20 protein-coding genes and 1 tRNA gene are annotated in these 17,184 nt (G+C 29.4%); 12 read left to right on the top strand and 9 right to left on the bottom strand.

All coding sequences use genetic code 11. The features are described from left to right. Window positions 1-25: 25 nt before the first annotated feature. Both AC5SL0_RS04210 and AC5SL0_RS04205 read right to left on the bottom strand, forming a co-directional pair. Window positions 26-1,342, bottom strand: coding sequence for an MATE family efflux transporter (locus tag AC5SL0_RS04210; protein ID WP_006996666.1), 1,317 nt, complete (start codon window positions 1,340-1,342; stop codon window positions 26-28). After that, complete coding sequence (locus AC5SL0_RS04205) at window positions 1,343-2,296, bottom strand: ADP-ribosylglycohydrolase family protein (RefSeq protein ID WP_006996667.1); 954 nt, start codon at window positions 2,294-2,296, stop codon at window positions 1,343-1,345. Window positions 2,297-2,347: 51 nt separating this feature from the next. On the opposite strand from AC5SL0_RS04205, the gene AC5SL0_RS04200 reads away from it, so the two are divergent. Both AC5SL0_RS04200 and AC5SL0_RS04195 read left to right on the top strand, forming a co-directional pair. Beyond that, window positions 2,348-3,061 (top strand): class I SAM-dependent methyltransferase, encoded by a 714-nt coding sequence (locus tag AC5SL0_RS04200; RefSeq protein ID WP_494617907.1) that lies wholly within the window; start codon window positions 2,348-2,350, stop codon window positions 3,059-3,061. After that, window positions 3,037-3,741: a formylglycine-generating enzyme family protein gene (locus AC5SL0_RS04195; protein WP_011282232.1), complete on the top strand. Its 705-nt coding sequence runs from the start codon at window positions 3,037-3,039 to the stop codon at window positions 3,739-3,741. Before AC5SL0_RS04200 ends, AC5SL0_RS04195 begins: the two co-directional genes overlap by 25 nt. Before the next feature lie 3 nt (window positions 3,742-3,744). Here AC5SL0_RS04195 and AC5SL0_RS04190 read toward each other — a convergent pair whose 3' ends face one another. Beyond that, window positions 3,745-4,272 carry a cytochrome b gene (locus AC5SL0_RS04190; RefSeq protein WP_494616904.1) on the bottom strand — a complete coding sequence of 176 codons (528 nt, stop codon included), beginning with the start codon at window positions 4,270-4,272 and terminating at the stop codon, window positions 3,745-3,747. A gap of 18 nt (window positions 4,273-4,290) precedes the next feature. On the opposite strand from AC5SL0_RS04190, the gene AC5SL0_RS04185 reads away from it, so the two are divergent. From AC5SL0_RS04185 to AC5SL0_RS04170, 4 genes are all read left to right on the top strand, one after another. Further along, window positions 4,291-4,734, top strand: a complete 444-nt coding sequence (locus AC5SL0_RS04185; protein WP_006996671.1) for a cytochrome c — start codon at window positions 4,291-4,293, stop codon at window positions 4,732-4,734. 46 nt (window positions 4,735-4,780) lie between these two features. After that, window positions 4,781-7,225 (top strand): GcvT family protein, encoded by a 2,445-nt coding sequence (locus AC5SL0_RS04180; RefSeq protein WP_011282231.1) that lies wholly within the window; start codon window positions 4,781-4,783, stop codon window positions 7,223-7,225. 41 nt (window positions 7,226-7,266) lie between these two features. Further along, complete coding sequence (locus AC5SL0_RS04175) at window positions 7,267-7,494, top strand: hypothetical protein (RefSeq protein WP_006996673.1); 228 nt, start codon at window positions 7,267-7,269, stop codon at window positions 7,492-7,494. Between the two features lie 64 nt (window positions 7,495-7,558). Next, a tRNA-Met gene (locus AC5SL0_RS04170) sits at window positions 7,559-7,635 on the top strand. A gap of 141 nt (window positions 7,636-7,776) precedes the next feature. On the opposite strand, the gene AC5SL0_RS04165 is transcribed toward AC5SL0_RS04170, so the two are convergent. The 4 genes from AC5SL0_RS04165 to AC5SL0_RS04150 all read right to left on the bottom strand — a co-directional run bounded on the left by AC5SL0_RS04165 (window position 7,777) and on the right by AC5SL0_RS04150 (window position 10,648). Further along, window positions 7,777-8,535 carry a pilin gene (locus tag AC5SL0_RS04165; RefSeq protein ID WP_011282230.1) on the bottom strand — a complete coding sequence of 253 codons (759 nt, stop codon included), beginning with the start codon at window positions 8,533-8,535 and terminating at the stop codon, window positions 7,777-7,779. Between the two features lie 3 nt (window positions 8,536-8,538). Beyond that, on the bottom strand, window positions 8,539-9,405 hold the full coding sequence (locus AC5SL0_RS04160; protein WP_494617904.1) for a PP2C family protein-serine/threonine phosphatase: 867 nt from the start codon (window positions 9,403-9,405) through the stop codon (window positions 8,539-8,541). Between the two features lie 39 nt (window positions 9,406-9,444). Then, on the bottom strand, window positions 9,445-9,804 hold the full coding sequence (locus tag AC5SL0_RS04155; RefSeq protein WP_006996981.1) for a group I truncated hemoglobin: 360 nt from the start codon (window positions 9,802-9,804) through the stop codon (window positions 9,445-9,447). A 316-nt stretch (window positions 9,805-10,120) separates the two neighbouring features. Further along, window positions 10,121-10,648: an adenine phosphoribosyltransferase gene (locus AC5SL0_RS04150; protein ID WP_006996677.1), complete on the bottom strand. Its 528-nt coding sequence runs from the start codon at window positions 10,646-10,648 to the stop codon at window positions 10,121-10,123. 37 nt (window positions 10,649-10,685) lie between these two features. Between AC5SL0_RS04150 and AC5SL0_RS04145 the strand changes: the two genes are divergently transcribed. The 5 genes from AC5SL0_RS04145 (at window position 10,686) to AC5SL0_RS04125 (ending at window position 14,688) form a co-directional block, all read left to right on the top strand. After that, a complete protein-coding gene (locus AC5SL0_RS04145) occupies window positions 10,686-11,210 on the top strand; it encodes a 5'-methylthioadenosine/S-adenosylhomocysteine nucleosidase (RefSeq protein ID WP_011282224.1) in 525 nt (174 codons plus the stop codon). Between the two features lie 112 nt (window positions 11,211-11,322). Beyond that, complete coding sequence (gene speD / locus AC5SL0_RS04140; RefSeq protein WP_011282223.1) at window positions 11,323-12,363, top strand: adenosylmethionine decarboxylase; 1,041 nt, start codon at window positions 11,323-11,325, stop codon at window positions 12,361-12,363. Between the two features lie 61 nt (window positions 12,364-12,424). Continuing rightward, window positions 12,425-13,276, top strand: a complete 852-nt coding sequence (locus AC5SL0_RS04135; RefSeq protein WP_026225080.1) for a transporter substrate-binding domain-containing protein — start codon at window positions 12,425-12,427, stop codon at window positions 13,274-13,276. Between the two features lie 45 nt (window positions 13,277-13,321). Next, window positions 13,322-14,014, top strand: a complete 693-nt coding sequence (locus tag AC5SL0_RS04130; RefSeq protein ID WP_006996681.1) for an ABC transporter permease — start codon at window positions 13,322-13,324, stop codon at window positions 14,012-14,014. Further along, on the top strand, window positions 14,014-14,688 hold the full coding sequence (locus tag AC5SL0_RS04125; RefSeq protein ID WP_006996682.1) for an ABC transporter permease: 675 nt from the start codon (window positions 14,014-14,016) through the stop codon (window positions 14,686-14,688). Before AC5SL0_RS04130 ends, AC5SL0_RS04125 begins: the two co-directional genes overlap by 1 nt. Here AC5SL0_RS04125 and AC5SL0_RS04120 read toward each other — a convergent pair. Continuing rightward, window positions 14,682-15,071: a DUF6165 family protein gene (locus AC5SL0_RS04120; RefSeq protein ID WP_006996683.1), complete on the bottom strand. Its 390-nt coding sequence runs from the start codon at window positions 15,069-15,071 to the stop codon at window positions 14,682-14,684. The genes AC5SL0_RS04125 and AC5SL0_RS04120 overlap by 7 nt on opposite strands. A gap of 32 nt (window positions 15,072-15,103) precedes the next feature. Here AC5SL0_RS04120 and AC5SL0_RS04115 point away from each other — a divergent pair, with 32 nt between their 5' ends. After that, window positions 15,104-16,036: a glycosyltransferase family 9 protein gene (locus tag AC5SL0_RS04115; protein WP_011282221.1), complete on the top strand. Its 933-nt coding sequence runs from the start codon at window positions 15,104-15,106 to the stop codon at window positions 16,034-16,036. On the opposite strand, the gene AC5SL0_RS04110 is transcribed toward AC5SL0_RS04115, so the two are convergent. Continuing rightward, complete coding sequence (locus AC5SL0_RS04110; RefSeq protein ID WP_148193096.1) at window positions 16,028-17,104, bottom strand: AbrB family transcriptional regulator; 1,077 nt, start codon at window positions 17,102-17,104, stop codon at window positions 16,028-16,030. The genes AC5SL0_RS04115 and AC5SL0_RS04110 overlap by 9 nt on opposite strands. Between the last annotated feature and the right edge of the window lie 80 nt (window positions 17,105-17,184).

The raw sequence follows: 17,184 nt of genomic DNA, 5'->3' as shown, positions 1-17,184 counted from the left end.
ATTTTATTGAGGGTAGTTGAATTTATTAAGTAGTACGAAATCTTAAATAAATTTTGTCTAAATAATAAAATAAAGATAAAGCCCTTAGCACCATAAACAAGCATAGAGATATCCAGATACCTGTATTACCCATTAATTTTGTTAAATATAAAGACATTAATAGATAAGAAAATACAGAAAAAATCATGGCATTTCTAAGCTCTTTTGTTTGTGATGCACCAATAAATATTCCATCAAATTGATAACAAAATGATGAAATTAAAGGCATTAGTATTAGCCATACTGCATAAGAAGAACTTAGATTTCTAATAGTTTCAATATCAGACATTAGTGTAATGACGTGTTTGTTAATAAAAAAATAAATTATCGAAATAATTAATCCAGTAAGGGTGCTTAAAATAAAAGAGTTTTTAACAATTTTTTTAAACAAGCTTATATCTTTTTTACCTAAGGAATAACCAACCATACCTTCGGTTGAAAATGCATAAGCATCAAGAATGAAAGCAGACAAAAAGACCAGGTTAATAAGAATTGCATTTGCTGCAATGTAATCTTCACCTATTTGACTGCCAAGGTAAGTAAACCAAAAAAATGAAAAAGTTAGTAAAATGGTTCTAATAAATATATTTAGATTAATATTAAAAATGTTTTTAAGTTTATTTAGATCTATTAATTCATTAATATTGATATTGATTTTAGACATTTTATTTAGATACCAAAATGTATAAATTAAAAAAGATGTAGATATCAAAAGTGCAGAGACTAAAGTCCCATAAGCAACCCCTTTGATATTTAAATCAAATTTTGAAACAAAAATAATACTTAAAATTATATTTAGAATCGAAAAAAGACCAACAGCTAAACTTGAAATTTTAGTTTTCTGTAATCCAACAAATAAACCAGTTATAATGTAAAGGGTTAACTCACCAGGCGCTGAATAAATTCTTATTTGAAAGTAATCCTGGTAAAATTCCCTAGTAGTGTCTGATAAATTAAAAATACCCGCACTTAGATTAAATATAAAACTTTGTAATAAAATTAAGATCAATGAAATTAGCAAAACAAAAACTAAATTTCGAATAACAATATTAAATATTTCTGTATAATCTTCTTTTCCATAGGCTTGTGAAACCAATCCAACGGTTCCCATTCTTAAAAAACCAAAGCTCCAAAAAATCATAGAAAATAAATTAGCAGCCACTGAAGTTGCTGATAAATATGATAAGTTACCAAGGTTACCCATTAAACCAGTATCAATAATACCAACTAATGGAATAGCCAAATTTGCAAAGAAAATTGGAATAGATAATTTTAAAATGTATTTAATGGATGGGTTTTGCATTTAAGCAATAAATTTCAGTATAGATTTTGCAGGATTTGTTTTTTTTATCCAATCCTGAGGAATACCTTTTAAACCTTTATAAGCTGCAAAATAAGCACCGACAAAATTAGCACGAGAACAATTGCATCCACCAGCTTTAATTGTTTTAATAACCGCAGTTTTAAAACTTTTAGAGGTTATGATTGCATGTATTCCTCCATTAAAAGTACCTGGATAACTACATGCTTTACCAAATTTCTTTACAACAAAATTGTGGGGTTTTGATTTTACCTTTTTAACTTTTTTGATGTTTTCAATGACATTTTTAAAGTATTTATTTTTTATATTTTTTCTTAAAAAGCTATTAACTGGATCCTTGTCCCCCTTATCAGCTAAATCAATAATCTTAAGTTTTGCCAATGCAAATTGTTCGCTAATTTTACCATTAGCAACCGTTCTTATAATTTGTTTTGTTTTGTGGTCAGAATTATTTGAAAAATAAAAGGGTAGGCTTGCACAATACCCATCGGACTCGTTAACTTTAGTCCCACCTGTGATAGTTTTTTTTAATTTAATATTTTTGATAGTTTCTAAAATATTTTGATGGATCCATGGACCTTTCATGGCTGTTTTCCACTTAATCTTTTTGTATTTTTTTCTTAAAGATAAATTTTTCCAATATTTTGACCCTGGTCCAAAATTTTTGACAATATTCTTTTTAAAAAGTTTAATAACCTCTTTATGATTAGTGGTCTTAGTTAATGTTTTAAACATTACTTGACCCACATCATTATATCCTGAAACTTCACCTGTTTTAATAGAGTAGAATGGGGATCTATTTTGTTTAAAGAAAGCAATATTTTTTTTTCCTTTAATATAAGATTTTAGTTTTTTTTCATCATAGACCCAATGCAAAGGTCGGGCTGCTGCATCTGCAACAGTTGCGCCAAGAAATATATGCAACTTTTTAAACATGAGTTACTAATACTTTATTTAAATATAAGTTAAAATGTTTTAAATTAGGTAATGTTAAGTATAAAAAATTGGGATAATAAAACTTGGATTTCATCAGCTAAATATATCCAGTCCTTTAATAATTTTTTATTAAAGCAAAAAAAACTAACTAAATACTCAAAAATTCTAGATATTGGTTGTGGCCGAGGTAAGATAATGGGTTCGTTATCCTCTAAACTCAAATTAATTAATAAGCCTGTTGGACTTGATATTGAAAATCACAAAGATTTTGACAAAAGAATTAGTTTTAAAAAAATAAATGCAATTCAATATCTAGGAAATAATAAAAAGAAATTTGATTTAATATTAATTAAACAAACTATTCATTTATTTAATCTAAAAGATATTAAGAAAATTTTAACTTATGCATACTCTAGTTTAGAAGTAGGAGGGATTATTTTAATTTTAACTTTAGATACAAAAGATAATGAAATACCCACATTTTCCTTGATGAAACAAAAACTTAACCAATCTTTTAAAAGAGATAGTCTTATTTGGAAAAAACTACTTAAGCTTAATATAAAAAAAAGTACTGCTAGCTTTAACTTTAAAGTTAATATTAAGAAAAACGTATATTTAAAAATGATAAAACAACGCTATATATCTACTTTATTAAAATTTAATTCACTTCAAATTTCTAACGGAATTAATGAGATTAATCTAAATTATAAAAAAAATATTTTATTCAACGATAAGCTTAAATGCATAATATTTACAAAACTATAAAGTATTTCTCGATATTTATATTAATCTTACCAATTAAAGTATTTAGTTTTGAAAATGAGAAAATTAACTTTGGAAAATTTTCACTAAATAAATATGAAGTAACAATTATGGAGTTTAATAATTATACAATTAAAAACGAAGTCATTACAGAAGCTGAAAAAAATGGTGGAGGTTACGAATGGGGTGCTGGTTGGGTTAAACGTGATAATTGGAATTATAAAACACCTTATGGAAAAAAACCTGATAGTGAATTAGAGCCCGCTGTTCATCTAAGTAGATTTGAAGTTGAGAATTATTGCAAATTTATAAATGGCCGATTGCCTACATTTGAGGAATGGTCTTATGCAGCTTACACTCAAATATTTGCATCCAATAAATTTGATAAAGATAAAACTTATAGATACCCTAGTGGAGATATAGCTAAAGAAATGAACTCCCAAGGTTTATTAAATTATGACAAGCATGTTGATGTAACAACATTACCAGAAGGTATAAATGGGCTAGTCGCAATGGGTGGTAATGTGTGGGAATGGGTCGATGATCAGGAAAAAAATAACTCTTTAACAGCAGGGGCCTCCTGGTGGTATGGAGGTTCAAAGACCAGTATTAATGGAGCTCAATATAAACCCTCGAACTTTTATGCAATCTATGTTGGTTTTAGATGTGCATTTGATAATTAAAAATTATAAAATTCTCTTTAAAATATTTTCCCTTAATAAAAATTTATGAAACAGTACTGCTAAAATATGTAATGCAATTAATCCAATTAATACATAATTTGCTAATACATGAATTGAATAAAACTGTTCTGAGAGTTCAAAATTATAAGTTAGATTAACTTTTTTGAAAAAAATAACTAAACTTTCACCATTAAATAATTTCTTAAAAATACCCGATATAGTTATTGTTAATAAAGCTAAATATAAAAAAAAGTGGTTTAACTTTGCTAAAACTTTTTGACCAGGAAAAGCATTGTCATTGAAATTTGGTGTAGGAGATAATAGTTTAAAAGTTAGCCTTATTAGAGTTGTGTAAAATAGGATTAATCCAAATAATATATGATAATTTTCTATATCAACCCTAAATTGATCAAAGTCTAAATCAACCAAATAAAACCCCAAAGGTATTTGAATTAGTAATCCTGCGGCAGTTAGCCAATGGATTAATTTGGCAAGTAATCCATATTTTGATATGTTATTAAATATAGACATGTTTAAATTAAACATATTATGACATTAATTAAAAACACTTTATTTTTTATATTTATATTATTTTATAGCTTCAGTGCTTTTTCAGAACAAACGGTTGAAGAGATTATCAAAGAAAGAAAATCTATTTTTAGTAAAAATTACAAAACTGCCAAAAGAGTCCAAGGTCTTGCTTCTAATGGAAGTTTAGACGAAGCAAAAAAACTAATGATTGAAATGAGCGATAATTATAAAAGATTAATTGATCTTTTTCCTGAAAATTCAAAAGTAGGATTTAAAACAGAGGCTTTACCTTCTATTTGGGAAAATAAAGATGAATTTAATTTATTAATGACAAAAGCTTCAAGCAATATGATCGAGTTAACGTCTGTCATTGATGGGGCAGAAGATATGAAGGCAACTCTTGGAAAATATATGTGGAGTAGCTGTAAAGCTTGTCACTCAAAATTTAGAGCTGAACATTAAGATTTAGTTGTTTGTATTTAAAAATTTTAATATTGTTTAAATATAAATGTCAGCCGTATTACCAAAATCAGCTAAAGTAGTAGTTATTGGAGGGGGTGTTGCTGGCTGTTCTGTTGCTTATCACCTTGCAAAATACGGTTGGAAAGACACTATATTATTAGAAAGAGATCAACTTACTTCAGGAACTACTTGGCATGCAGCAGGACTTGTTGGTCAATTAGGAGCATCAGCCACTATTACACGGCTTAGAAAATATTCCTTAAATCTTTATAAAGAATTAGAAAAAAAAACTGGATTATCAACTGGATTAAAACAAAATGGTGCAATCACAGTTGCAAGTACACCCGAAAGATTACAAGAATTATTAAGACAAGCAACAGCTGCGCAGTTGTTTGATGTTAATGTTGAAAGCGTTAATAAACAAAGAATAAAAGAACTCTATCCCGTTATAAATGATGATGACATTTTAGGTGGAGTTTATATGCCAGAAGATGGTCAGGCAGATCCTATAGGGGTTACTAATGTATTAGCTAAAGCTGCAAAGATGGAAGGGGCTCAGATATTTGAGAAAACTCCTGTTGAAAAAATATTGGTTAAAGACAAAAAAATTGTTGGTGTTCAAACTAAATTTGGCAAAATTGATTGTGAATACGTTGTAATTGCAACTGGGATGTGGTCGAGGCAAATTGGAGAAGATATTGGTGTAAGTATTCCATTATATCCAAATGAGCACTTTTACATAATCACAGAACCATTAGATAAATTACCTAAAAACTTACCAGTTTTGAGAGACTATAATTCCTGTCTTTATTTAAAAGAAGATGCTGGGAAAATGTTAGTTGGAATATTTGAACCTAATGCAAAACCTGCATTTAAAGACAAAGGAGTGGTGCCACTGGACTTTTCTTTTGGAGAGTTTCCAGATGATTTTGATCACTTTGAGCCTTATCTTGAAAAATCATTTCAAAGATTACCCATGTTAGAAACTGCTGGAATTAGAAAATTTTTTTCAGGGCCTGAATCTTTTACCCCTGACACGCAATATCTTTTAGGAGAAACTCCTGAAGTGAATAACCTTTTTACGTGTTGTGGATTTAATAGCATTGGGATCGCAAGTTCTGGGGGTGCGGGCAGAGTTACTGCTGAATGGATGATTAATGGATATATGAATGAAGATTTATTTTCACTCGATATTAAAAGATTTCAAAAATTTCATTCATCTAAAAAATTTATTATGGAAAGGGTAACGGAAACTCTTGGTGATTTATATGGAATGCACTGGCCCTATAAACAACATAACACATCAAGAAATCAAAGACTTTTACCTTATCATGAAGAGTTAAAAAAAGAGGGAGCATGCTTTGGTGTATCAGGTGAATACGAAAGACCGATGTGGTATGCAAAAAGTAATGAAAAAGCAGAATACAAATATAGTTTTGATTATCAAAATTGGTACCCTTCAGTTGAATTTGAAACAAAAAATACAATCACCAATGTTGGTCTTTTTGAACTCTCTCCTTTTTCTAAATATGAAATAAAAGGAGAAAATGCACACAGTGAATTACAAAGAATATGTACAGCAAATATTAAAAATGAAATAGGAAGATCAACTTACACCCAAATGTTAAATGAGGGTGGAGGAATTGAAACAGACTTAACAGTTATTTGTATTGATAAAAATCATTTTAGAATAATAAGCTCAGCTGCAACAAGAACTCACGACAAAGCACATATTTTAAAACATTTATCACCTAATTTAGAATTTAAAGATATTACGGATGATCTTGTTTGTTTGGGAATTTTTGGACCAAAAAGTAGAAATTTAATTTCAAAAATTTCAAATGATGATTTTAGCAATGAAACATTTAAATTTGGTTATGGCAAATTTGTAACGCTTGGTTCAAAAAAAATTTGGGCCCAAAGATTATCTTATGTGGGTGAGTTAGGATTTGAACTTTATATTGAAAATAAAGATGCTAAAGAAATTTATCAATTAATTATTGAAGAGGGAAAAAATCATAATTTATCTCATTGTGGTTCTCATGCAATGGATACTATGAGAATGGAAAGTGGTTTTTTACATTGGGGTCATGATATTTCACCTGAAGAAAACCAATACGAGGCAGGATTAAATTTTGCAATAAGCTATAAAAAAGAAACCAATTTTATTGGTAAAGAAAGCTTATTAAAAATAAAAGATCAAAAGCTAAATAGAAGATTTATTATACTGTCACTTAAAGATAGTAAGCCAGGCACACCTCTATTACTACATGAAGAGCCAATTTATCTAGAAGATAAGATTATTGGGAGAACAACATCCGGCAATTATTCCTTTAATTATAAAAAAAACTTGTCTTTTGGATATGTAAGCTCAATACATTCAAATGAAGAACTTTCAAAAATGAACCTATATATTGAAGTTGCTAAACAGAAATTACCAGCACTAGTAGAGATCGCTCCCCTAAAAGATAAACGTGCTAGATTGTTATAATTTTAGTTGCCGAGTTTAATAATTGATGGTTAAATAATCTCATGCAAAAAACTTATTTTCATGACAGAAAACATACCAGTGAAAAAAAAGTTCATAAAAAAACTATTCCAGTACAGTATATTGATCAAAAGAGAATTGTAGACATCAATAAATTATTGAACCGAGTAAAAATAGATAAGAAAAACGAAACTAAAAGACAAATCGTTTTTTATAGTTCAGTAATTTTAGCATTAACTCTTTTTTCAACTTTTATAGTGGTTATAAAATAATCATATTGATCAAAAGTTGATTGATCTAAATTAAAAACCTATTATAAATCATCAAGAATTAAGTGGCGGGGTAGCTCAGTCGGTTAGAGCGCAGGACTCATAAGCCTGAGGTCAGTGGTTCGATTCCACTTCCCGCTACCAATTAACAAGCCTTATTTAAGGTTGAACATTTTCAAATATTAATTGCTCCACTCATGCTCCAATGAGAATTGGTCATTGCGTTATCTAGAAGAAGAAATAACAAGTGAGAAGCACGTGTTAGATAACAGATTAATTAAAAATTTAAGAACAAGGTGTTCCACTTGAACCTGAACATTTTCCACCTGCTTCATCTCTGATACTATTTTGATTTACTGCCCAAGAGCCATGGATACTTGAATCCCAACCACAATCAGATTGTGCTTGAGCTTGACTTTCTCTTTGGTCTCCACCTACAAGTATTTGATTATAACAATCATTTACAAATTCTCTCTTATTACGTTGCCAGCCATCACCAGTGGTTGAAACAATTGTATTATCACACTTTCCATCAGGTGTATTCCATCGTCCTCTATCTTCTTTATAAGCAATCAACAACAATCTACATGCATCAGATGAAATAGGACATCCTCCACCGTCACCGAAACTTGCAAAATGTGAATAGCACACTAATTGAATTTGTCCTTTCCTATGTTGTGATTGCGCTAATGTATCAACTGTTACAGATTCCCATTCTAGATTGTATGGGTTTTTAAAATGACTAAAATGTTGTTGGACTGAAAATGCAAAATTATTACAAGTTGTATTTCCATCCATTTTTTCACTAACCATATTTCCATCTTCATCATATTCTGCAATAAAACTATCAAGACCATTGTTTGCAGCAGCTAATTCTAACTCAATTACTTTTGAAATTGTTTTCCAATTTGCAACAAGCACCCTATTCTTTGCCATTTTAGTGTAACCTTGAAAACTAACAATACCTACACTTGCAAGAATACCAATGATGGCAACTACCACCAATAATTCAATTAAGGTAAAACCATTTTTAATTTTTTTCATTGATTAAATATTTTTCCCATTAATAGCTAAAATTGTAAGATCATCCTTAATTATACTTTGTTCTTCATTTGACATATTTTGCAATGCACCAAACGCGGAAATTTCTATAAAAATATTTTCCAATTGTGTTGCAATATCGTGATCTTTATTCTTATTTAACAAATCTATTATACCCTCAGCTTCAATTTCATTTCCTTCAAAATCTTTACTTTCGCTTAAGCCATCGCTGTATATATAAAAAATTTTATCCTTCAATGAAATTTTATTTAAAACACTATTTAAATCAAGATTAATAGGCTGAACTCCAAGCGGCGGAATTTTGCTAGAAACATGTTCGGTAATTTTTTTATTCTCTGAAATTATACTTTCTGAATGGCCAGCATTAATAAATTCAAGATTTTTAGATTTTTTATCGTATACAGCAAATATTCCTGTTAAAAATTTTCCTGAACGTAAATTATATAAATTATCATTTATTAATGACACAATTTCAATAAGACTCTTTTTTTCCTCAACAAGGATTTCAAACAATGAGGTAACTCTTGCCATAATGAGTCCTGCATCCACTCCTTTGCCAGAAACATCGCCAAGAGTAAAAAAGATTTTATCTTCTAAATTTTTGAAATTATAAAAATCACCAGAAACATCCAAAGAAGGTACATTTTTTGCTAAAAGAATATTTTTCTCATTATTCTTTGGAAACATGAGTCTTTGTACTCTTGTTCCTTTTTTAAGTTCTTTTTCTGCTGAACTTTTTCTATTTAAAAATTTTAGATTTGTTTTTTCAATTCTTTCCCATGCTTCCTTAGGTGTAAGCCCTTGTTCTTTTGCTAACGCTATTAAGTCTTCCCAATTATTTATTTTTATCATTAAATAAATATTATCAAAATTTATTAATTATGAATTCTGTTATTTTGATACAATATGTTCTGAAAGTGGAGCGACAACACCAATGATGGTGTCAACATCTTGGCTTTCAACATTTAGTTCTTCCAAGGTTTGTTTTAGATGTCCAGCAACTCCATTAAAGTCTTCTTGAGATATTTTCATGCCTTGATGAGCAGTTTTCATATCAAGACCAGTATATTCTTTTGGTCCACCTAAAGCTTGAGAAATGAAATTAGTTTGGTGTGAAATTAAAACTTTCATGTCAGAATTTGTAAAAAACTTTTTCAAATTTTCATCAGCCATAAGCTTTTGATAAAAGTTAATAACAATTTGACCAACTGTTTTTTTTCCACCATATTTTTCAAAAAGTGTTTGAGTCATATTTTTAAAATATACTTATGTTTAATGTAATTAAAGTCATATTATGTTTATTTTGGGTTTTATTTGAAAGCTTTTAATAATTTTGATAAGTTAAAGCTGTTAGTGATTGGAACTAACTTTTTTTGCTCCACTCATGCTCCAATGCTCCAATAGAAGTTGACTAGAGTCTAAGTTTATGTAAATCTGAGTCTAGAAAGAAAAGAGCAGAGACAAAGAAGTTTTGAAGATGTTCTTGCAGGATGCGTTGGCTCCAAGGGTCATGGCGCAGGACTCATAAGCCTGAGGTCAGTGGTTCGATTCCACTTCCCGCTACCAATTAATGCCCTGGAAAATCCATTAAGTTTTCAACCTTATAACCTTTTTTAACTAAATTATCAGATCCACCTAGGTCAAAAAGATTAATTGCAAAAACAAATGCAGCAATTTTGGCATTAGACATTTCCACAAGTTTAGCTGCTGCTTCAGCTGTTCCACCTGTTGCTATTAAATCATCTATAATTAAAACTGAATCATCTTTGTCAATTGAATCTTTATGAACTTCAATAGTTGCAGTTCCATACTCCAATTCAAAATCAACTGAATGAGTTTCAGCCGGAAGTTTGTTTTTCTTTCTAAACATAATAAAAGGTTTTTTAAGAAGATAAGAAACAGCAGAAGCAAATACAAATCCTCTTGACTCAATTGCAGCAATTTTATCTATTTTATAATTTTTTGATCTTTCAATTATTTGATTAATACATTCTTCAAATGCATCTGCGTCTTTAATTAAAGTTGTAATATCTCTAAATAAAATTCCTTTTTTTGGATAATCTGGAATAGATCTAATATAATCTTTTAAATTCATGATATTAATATATTTATATCTTTAGTAAAAAAAATCTATGGACAAATTATTCCTAGCAGCAATTAAAGAAGAAACGATTGGATTAGACTATTTTAACCATGTTGGAGTTGGAAAAATTAATGCAACTTATAACACATTAAAGTTAATCAATATTTACAAACCAAAACTAATTATCAATTATGGTACTGCAGGTGCAATTAATACTAAGTTAAAAGGAATCGTTGAATGCACCAAATTTTATCAAAGAGATATGGATGTTAGAGGGTTAGATTTTGAATTAGGTGAGACACCTTTTGATAAAATTAAAGAAATTATTACATCAAAAGAAGGTTATTCTTGTGGAACAGGAGATAGTTTTGTTAATAAAAAAATAGATATAGAAGTTGATGTAGTTGATATGGAGGCCTACGCTATTGCAAAAGTTTGCAAGTTAGAGAAAATTGAATTTAAATGTTTTAAATACATATCTGATAATGCAGATGAAAATGCTGATAATGATTGGAACAAAAATCTAGCAAAAGGGGCTAGTGCATTTGCTAGTTTAATTAATACTCAGTTTTAATTTAATTAAGTAAAATATCAAAAAATTGATTAATTGTTGAAAATTATCAATACACCTATATAAAACCGAGCAACTTAATATTAATAAAAAATTATAAGAGGGAATAATTTTTATGACTAAAGTAGGCGAGCATATAACTTTAGACATCATAGGCACTACTCAAGAGTATGACCCTTCAGTTTACGAGAACGTAATTCGTAAAATTGCAAAAGCTGCAGAAGTTACAATTCTTGAAATTTCAAAGTATAAATTTGAACCGCAAGGTTTTACTATCCTTGCCTTATTAGCGGAAAGTCATATCAGTTTTCATACGTTTCCAGAAAAAGGAATTATTAGTTTTGATTTTTTCACATGCGGGAAGGTAAGTCCTTCTATCGCCCTCGATATTGTTAAAAAAGAATTTAAACATAAGAGAATTGTCACAAAAGCTTTTGATAGGGATACTAAGTCTTTATATCATGACATTTACAGTTCGCCTGGATTACAAAAATCGTATGTTGTAAATGAAGTTTTAGAGGATTTTAAATCTAAAGTAGGTCAACATATTGAAATATTAGATTTAGAACAATTTGGTAAATCATTATTTATTGATAACGAAATTCAAGTCGCAACAAATGATGAAGTTTTGTATAGCTCAACATTTGTAAACGCTGCTTTAAAATTAAATAAAGACATGGGAACAGCTGCTATCATTGGTGGTGGTGATGGAGGAGTTGCAAGAGAGTGTACGTCTAAAGGTTTTGATTTTATAGACTGGTATGAACTTGATCCAGAAGTAGTTGAGGTTTGCAATAAACACCTTGGAAGCATTGGCAATAAATCAACTGAGAAAAATTCAGTTAAATGTATTTGGGGAGATGCTTTTGAAAGTATAAAGTCTGTTGAAGACGATAAGTACGATAAAATTTTTGTAGATCTTAACGATGATCAGTTTTGTATTGATCTTGCTGCCAAAAATATGGACTCATTAATTAGAATATTAAAACCTAATGGAGTAATTACCGCTCAAGTGGGTAGCCAAGATAAGAAACCAGAGCAAGTAGAGAAATGGTTAGATGTTTTCAATAAGAATTTTGGAAATACAACTTTGGATAGGGTTTACATCCCAAGTTTTGACTGTTCTTGGAACTTTTCATCATCAATTAATCACTAAAAATTTCTTTTTAAATTATTAAAATTGTGAAATAAATCCTCATAATCATATGGAGGAAAAAATGAATATATTTAAAAAAACAATATTAAGTGTTCTTGCTTCTTTATTATTAATCGGAAATGTTTACGCTGATAAAATAAAGATTGGAACAGAAGGTGCTTACCCACCATGGAACTCTAAGGATGCTTCAGGTGCTCTTATTGGTTTTGAGGTTGAGTTAGCAGAAGAGCTATGCAAAATCATGGGTCACGAGTGTACTATCGTTGAACAAGATTGGGATGGAATGATTCCAGCCTTGTTAATGAGAAAGTTCGATGCGATCATGGCAGGAATGTCAATTACTGCTGAAAGACAAAAAACAATTACTTTTTCACAAGGTTATGCAGACGAAGTTGCAGCCCTTGCGGTAATGAAAGGTTCTAGTTTAGAGGGCATGGATACACCAGAAGGAATTAATTTAACTTTAGGTGGAAGTGCTGTTAAGAAAACTCTTAAGACTTTAACTGCTGCGCTTGCTGGAAAAACTGTTTGTACACAAACTGGAACTATTCACCAAAACTTTTTAGAGTCTGGTGATGTAGGTAAAGTAAATGTTAGAACTTACAAAACTCAAGATGAAGTAAACTTAGACTTAACTTCTGGTAGATGTGATGTTGCATTAGCTGCAGCTGTTGCATTCACTGATTATGCGGATAAATCAGGAAAACCAGTAGTATTAGTTGGACCTACTTTTTCAGGTGGTGCTTTTGGTAATGGTGTTGGTGTTGGAATTAGACAAGGTGGAGATGATGCAATCGGTACAAGAGATGCAAAACTTCTTAAAGATTTCAACAAAGCAATTAACACTGCTAGAAAACAAGGAATCATCAGCAAATTAGCGATCAAGCATTTTGGCTTTGACGCTTCTATGTAAATAATATTTTGAAAAGGCGACTATTTAATTAGTCGCCCTTTCGATATGGATCTTTTATCATTCGGAAAAACAGGCTGGGGAGATGAGTTGTTTTATGCAACTCTAATGACAATTGCAGTAGCAGTTACTGCAATGTTAATTGGTTTTTTATTTTCATTAATCTTTACGCCATTAAAATTATCAAATAATAAATTTTTAAATTTTATTGGCAATACGTACACCACAGTCATCAGAGGGGTTCCAGAATTATTAGTAATTTACCTTTTCTTTTTTGGGGGAAGTGGAGCGATTATGTATGTTGCTTCAATTTTTGGATACTTTGAATACATTGAGATTAATGCATTTATTACTGGTTCAGTTGCAATCGGTATTATATCTGGCGCTTATTCAACAGAAGTATTTAGAGGAGCGATACAATCAATAGATAAAGGTCAATTTGAAGCTGCTAAAGTTTTAGGGGTTAGTAAATTTGTACAATTTTATAAAATAATTCTACCTCAAATGTTAAGACTTGCTATTCCAAACTTAAGTAATGTTTGGCAAATCACTTTAAAAGATACATCTTTAATATCAGTTACAGGTTTAGTTGAGATTATGAGACAATCTTATATTGCAGCAGGTTCTACTAGAGATCCCTTATTCTTTTACTGTTTTGCGGCAGTTTTATATTTGATGCTTACGTTTTTAAGTATGAAGTTAATTAATAGACTTGAAGTCAAATATAGCAGGGGCTTTTAATGGATTTTGATTTAATGATCACAAGTTTACCAAAGTTACTTAGTGCTGCAGTTATAACTTTAAAATTGTTATCAGCATCATTAATCATTGGTTTATTTATTGGATTTTTATTTGCAGTTTTAAGATTAAACAAAAACCCATTTATTAATAAATTTGCTTATGGATATTCTTATTTATTTAGAGGAACTCCATTACTAGTTCAAATATTTATAATTTATTATGGTCTTGGACAAATCGAGTGGTTAAGATCAACTTTTCTTTGGGTCATTTTAAAAGAACCCTATTGGTGCGCAATTATTGCATTTGCCTTAAATACTGGGGCCTATACTTCAGAAATTTTAAGATCAGCTTTTCAAACTATAAAACCTGGAATAATTGAAGCGGGTAAAAGTTTAGGGATATCAAGTAAAATTATTTTATATAAAATTCAAATTCCTGTAGCGATCAGACAATCTTTACCAGCTTATGGTAATGAGATTATATTAATGATGAAGGGCACATCTCTTGCAAGCACGGTAACCTTAATGGATATTACAGGAGTTGCAAAACATATTGTATCAACGACTTATAAACCTTTAGAAGTGTTTCTTTTAGCAGGTGGAATTTATTTATTTATGACTTTTATTTTTCACAACTTGATAAAATATTTAGAAAAGAAATATAGTTTTCAATAAGAAGTATATTCTTTAATCTCTTTAATCTTAGAGCCTGTGTGATTATTCATCTCTAATTTTATTTTAGCACGATCATCATTTAAAAAATGAACATCCCTTGATAATTTTATAAATTTTTCAGTAAAATCAGAATTTTTTTCACACAATCGTTTGTCATCTTCTATCACCCATAATTTTGCATTAATATCTTTCAGGGATTGAAAAAGTGTATTAAGTTTTTCATCAGATTTAACATTGCTATCTAATTGATTTTTTAAAATACTGTGCTCATCATTAATAAATTTTAATTTTTCAGGATCTTTAATTTTTTCTTGTTTAATCTCTAAAATAGAAATTTTATCTAAAAGTTCACCAACTGATACTTCAACTAGAATTTTATTCATAAAAATTTATACTATGTTAAGTTGTTAGAAATATGTCTAATATTTTAGTTATCAAACATGGTTCTTTAGGAGATATAGCCCAAGCTTGTGGGGCAATTCAAGATATTTCTGAAAACCACCCTGAAGATCAAATACATATCTTAACAACAAAACCTTATTTTGAATTATTTAGGAAAAACCCATTTGTACACAATGTTATTTTAGACAAACGTAAATCAAGATTTAATTTAATTTATCTATATATGTTAATGAGAAACTTGAAAAAGAAGAATTTTAGAAAAGTTTATGATTTACAAAACTCATCTAGAACAAAATTTTATAAAAATATTTTATTTCCAAAAGCAAATTTTAATACTTGGTCTAGCTCAGAAACAACTTTACCAAGTAATATTTCAAAAGATGAATTTGATAAAGACCCAGTTTTAAATAGATTTGATCATCAACTTAAAACCTCTGGAATTAAAACAGAGTACACCATGAAACCAAACTTTAGTTGGGCTGTGACTAACATTGATCATATTAAACAAGAATTTAAGTTAGACAAATACATTGTCTTATTTCCATTTTGTTCAGCGCATCTAACACATAAAAAGTGGCCCCATTATAATGAGCTAATAGAATTAATTAAAAATAAATATAAAGATCAAATTAAAGTTATTGTAGCACCTGGACCCTCTGAAATCGATGATGCAAAAAACATTAATGCCATTTCAATTTTAGATAAAGGTAAAGCTTTAGATATTTCTCAACTTGCAAGCTTGATTAAAGAAAGCTTATTTGTTATTGCAAATGATACAGGACCAGCTCATATGACTGCTCATCTTGGAGTAAAAGGTTTGACTTTATTTGGTAAACATACAACAGCTTTTAAAGTTAGTATTGAGCGAGAAAACTTTAAAGCAATACAAGTTGATGATTTAGAAAAATTAAGTGCAGCTAAAGTTTTAGAAAAAATATTAATTTAATTTCTTACCAATAATTTTCAATATTACAGGAACAGTGAAGAGTATCATCAGTAATCTAATAATATGATGAAATGCTACAAAGTTAGGGTCTAAATCAAAAGCAATTGCTATAACTGCTACTTCATAAATTCCCCCAGGAGAAAAAGATAAAAGTAGAGTTAAGAAATTGGTATCAACAAAATATGTTGCAACAATTGCAGCTAATAATCCAAGAGCTACAAGTATTACAGTTGCAACTAAACTATGAAATGAATTACCCGCAACTTCTTTTAATGATTTATCTGCAAAACGACAACCCACAGAGGCACCTAAAATAAGCAAACAAAAATTTATACTTTCATCCGGCAGTTTGTAGGAGGCAACTTCCGTTATTTGTAAAATTCCACTTGCAACTAATGTCCCAGATAATAATGCAGCAGGCACACCAATTTTATCAAATAAGAAAATTAATAAAATCGAACCTATTAAGAGAATTAAAAGATGAAAATGGTTTTGATCAAGATAATTAAATTTTTCAATTGTTAGGGCTTCATTTGTTGAGTAATTAACAACAAAAAAGGGAATGACAGTTATTATTATAATTAATCTAATTAAATGTGATGTAGCAACTTGCGATAAGTCAGATTTTTCATGCTCTGCTAATATCATTAAAGGTCCTAAAGCGCCTGGTGCTGCTGAAAAAATAGAAGTTTTGACATTATAGCCTGAAAATTTTTGTAAATATTTTGAAACAATTAAAATACTTATTAAAATATAGACAAACATTATTATTGAAGTCCACACCCATTCAGTCATCTGATTGATTAAATTTTGATCGATATAATTTCCAATATGAAGACCAAGAACTATTAAAATTGAACTTAAAGCTAGTTTTGGCATTTTAATTTTTAATCCACTTAAGGCTGCAACTGAAACTGCAAGCATAGGACCAAGCATCCACGCTAATGGGATATTAAAATAGTCAGCTACAATTGCGCTCGGGATAGAAATTAAAATAACTAATAGAAATTTTTTAGAAAATAATTCTTTAATGTTAAAGGAATTAAATTGAATAGAAGAATTTTTCATTAACAAATATTCTTTTATCATTTACTTTAAAAAAGATAACAGAAAAGAAACTTCCGTAATTAAAGATATCTATTTTTTTA

This window comes from Candidatus Pelagibacter sp. PS_16 (assembly GCF_059417965.1).
The sequence above is the reverse complement of the archived record's forward strand: the minus strand, read 5'-3'. Positions and strand labels throughout refer to the sequence as shown.

Coding starts and splice junctions, on each gene's coding strand:
- AC5SL0_RS04130 (WP_006996681.1), top strand. CDS start 13,322: ATGGATCTTTTATCATTCGGAAAAACAGGCTGGGGAGATGAGTTGTTT.
- AC5SL0_RS04145 (WP_011282224.1), top strand. CDS start 10,686: ATGGACAAATTATTCCTAGCAGCAATTAAAGAAGAAACGATTGGATTA.
- AC5SL0_RS04210 (WP_006996666.1), bottom strand. CDS start 1,342: ATGCAAAACCCATCCATTAAATACATTTTAAAATTATCTATTCCAATT.
- speD (WP_011282223.1), top strand. CDS start 11,323: ATGACTAAAGTAGGCGAGCATATAACTTTAGACATCATAGGCACTACT.
- AC5SL0_RS04135 (WP_026225080.1), top strand. CDS start 12,425: ATGAATATATTTAAAAAAACAATATTAAGTGTTCTTGCTTCTTTATTA.
- AC5SL0_RS04190 (WP_494616904.1), bottom strand. CDS start 4,272: ATGTCTATATTTAATAACATATCAAAATATGGATTACTTGCCAAATTA.
- AC5SL0_RS04120 (WP_006996683.1), bottom strand. CDS start 15,071: ATGAATAAAATTCTAGTTGAAGTATCAGTTGGTGAACTTTTAGATAAA.
- AC5SL0_RS04195 (WP_011282232.1), top strand. CDS start 3,037: ATGCATAATATTTACAAAACTATAAAGTATTTCTCGATATTTATATTA.
- AC5SL0_RS04180 (WP_011282231.1), top strand. CDS start 4,781: ATGTCAGCCGTATTACCAAAATCAGCTAAAGTAGTAGTTATTGGAGGG.
- AC5SL0_RS04200 (WP_494617907.1), top strand. CDS start 2,348: ATGTTAAGTATAAAAAATTGGGATAATAAAACTTGGATTTCATCAGCT.
- AC5SL0_RS04125 (WP_006996682.1), top strand. CDS start 14,014: ATGGATTTTGATTTAATGATCACAAGTTTACCAAAGTTACTTAGTGCT.
- AC5SL0_RS04185 (WP_006996671.1), top strand. CDS start 4,291: ATGACATTAATTAAAAACACTTTATTTTTTATATTTATATTATTTTAT.
- AC5SL0_RS04155 (WP_006996981.1), bottom strand. CDS start 9,804: ATGACTCAAACACTTTTTGAAAAATATGGTGGAAAAAAAACAGTTGGT.
- AC5SL0_RS04165 (WP_011282230.1), bottom strand. CDS start 8,535: ATGAAAAAAATTAAAAATGGTTTTACCTTAATTGAATTATTGGTGGTA.
- AC5SL0_RS04160 (WP_494617904.1), bottom strand. CDS start 9,405: ATGATAAAAATAAATAATTGGGAAGACTTAATAGCGTTAGCAAAAGAA.
- AC5SL0_RS04110 (WP_148193096.1), bottom strand. CDS start 17,104: ATGAAAAATTCTTCTATTCAATTTAATTCCTTTAACATTAAAGAATTA.
- AC5SL0_RS04115 (WP_011282221.1), top strand. CDS start 15,104: ATGTCTAATATTTTAGTTATCAAACATGGTTCTTTAGGAGATATAGCC.
- AC5SL0_RS04150 (WP_006996677.1), bottom strand. CDS start 10,648: ATGAATTTAAAAGATTATATTAGATCTATTCCAGATTATCCAAAAAAA.
- AC5SL0_RS04205 (WP_006996667.1), bottom strand. CDS start 2,296: ATGTTTAAAAAGTTGCATATATTTCTTGGCGCAACTGTTGCAGATGCA.
- AC5SL0_RS04175 (WP_006996673.1), top strand. CDS start 7,267: ATGCAAAAAACTTATTTTCATGACAGAAAACATACCAGTGAAAAAAAA.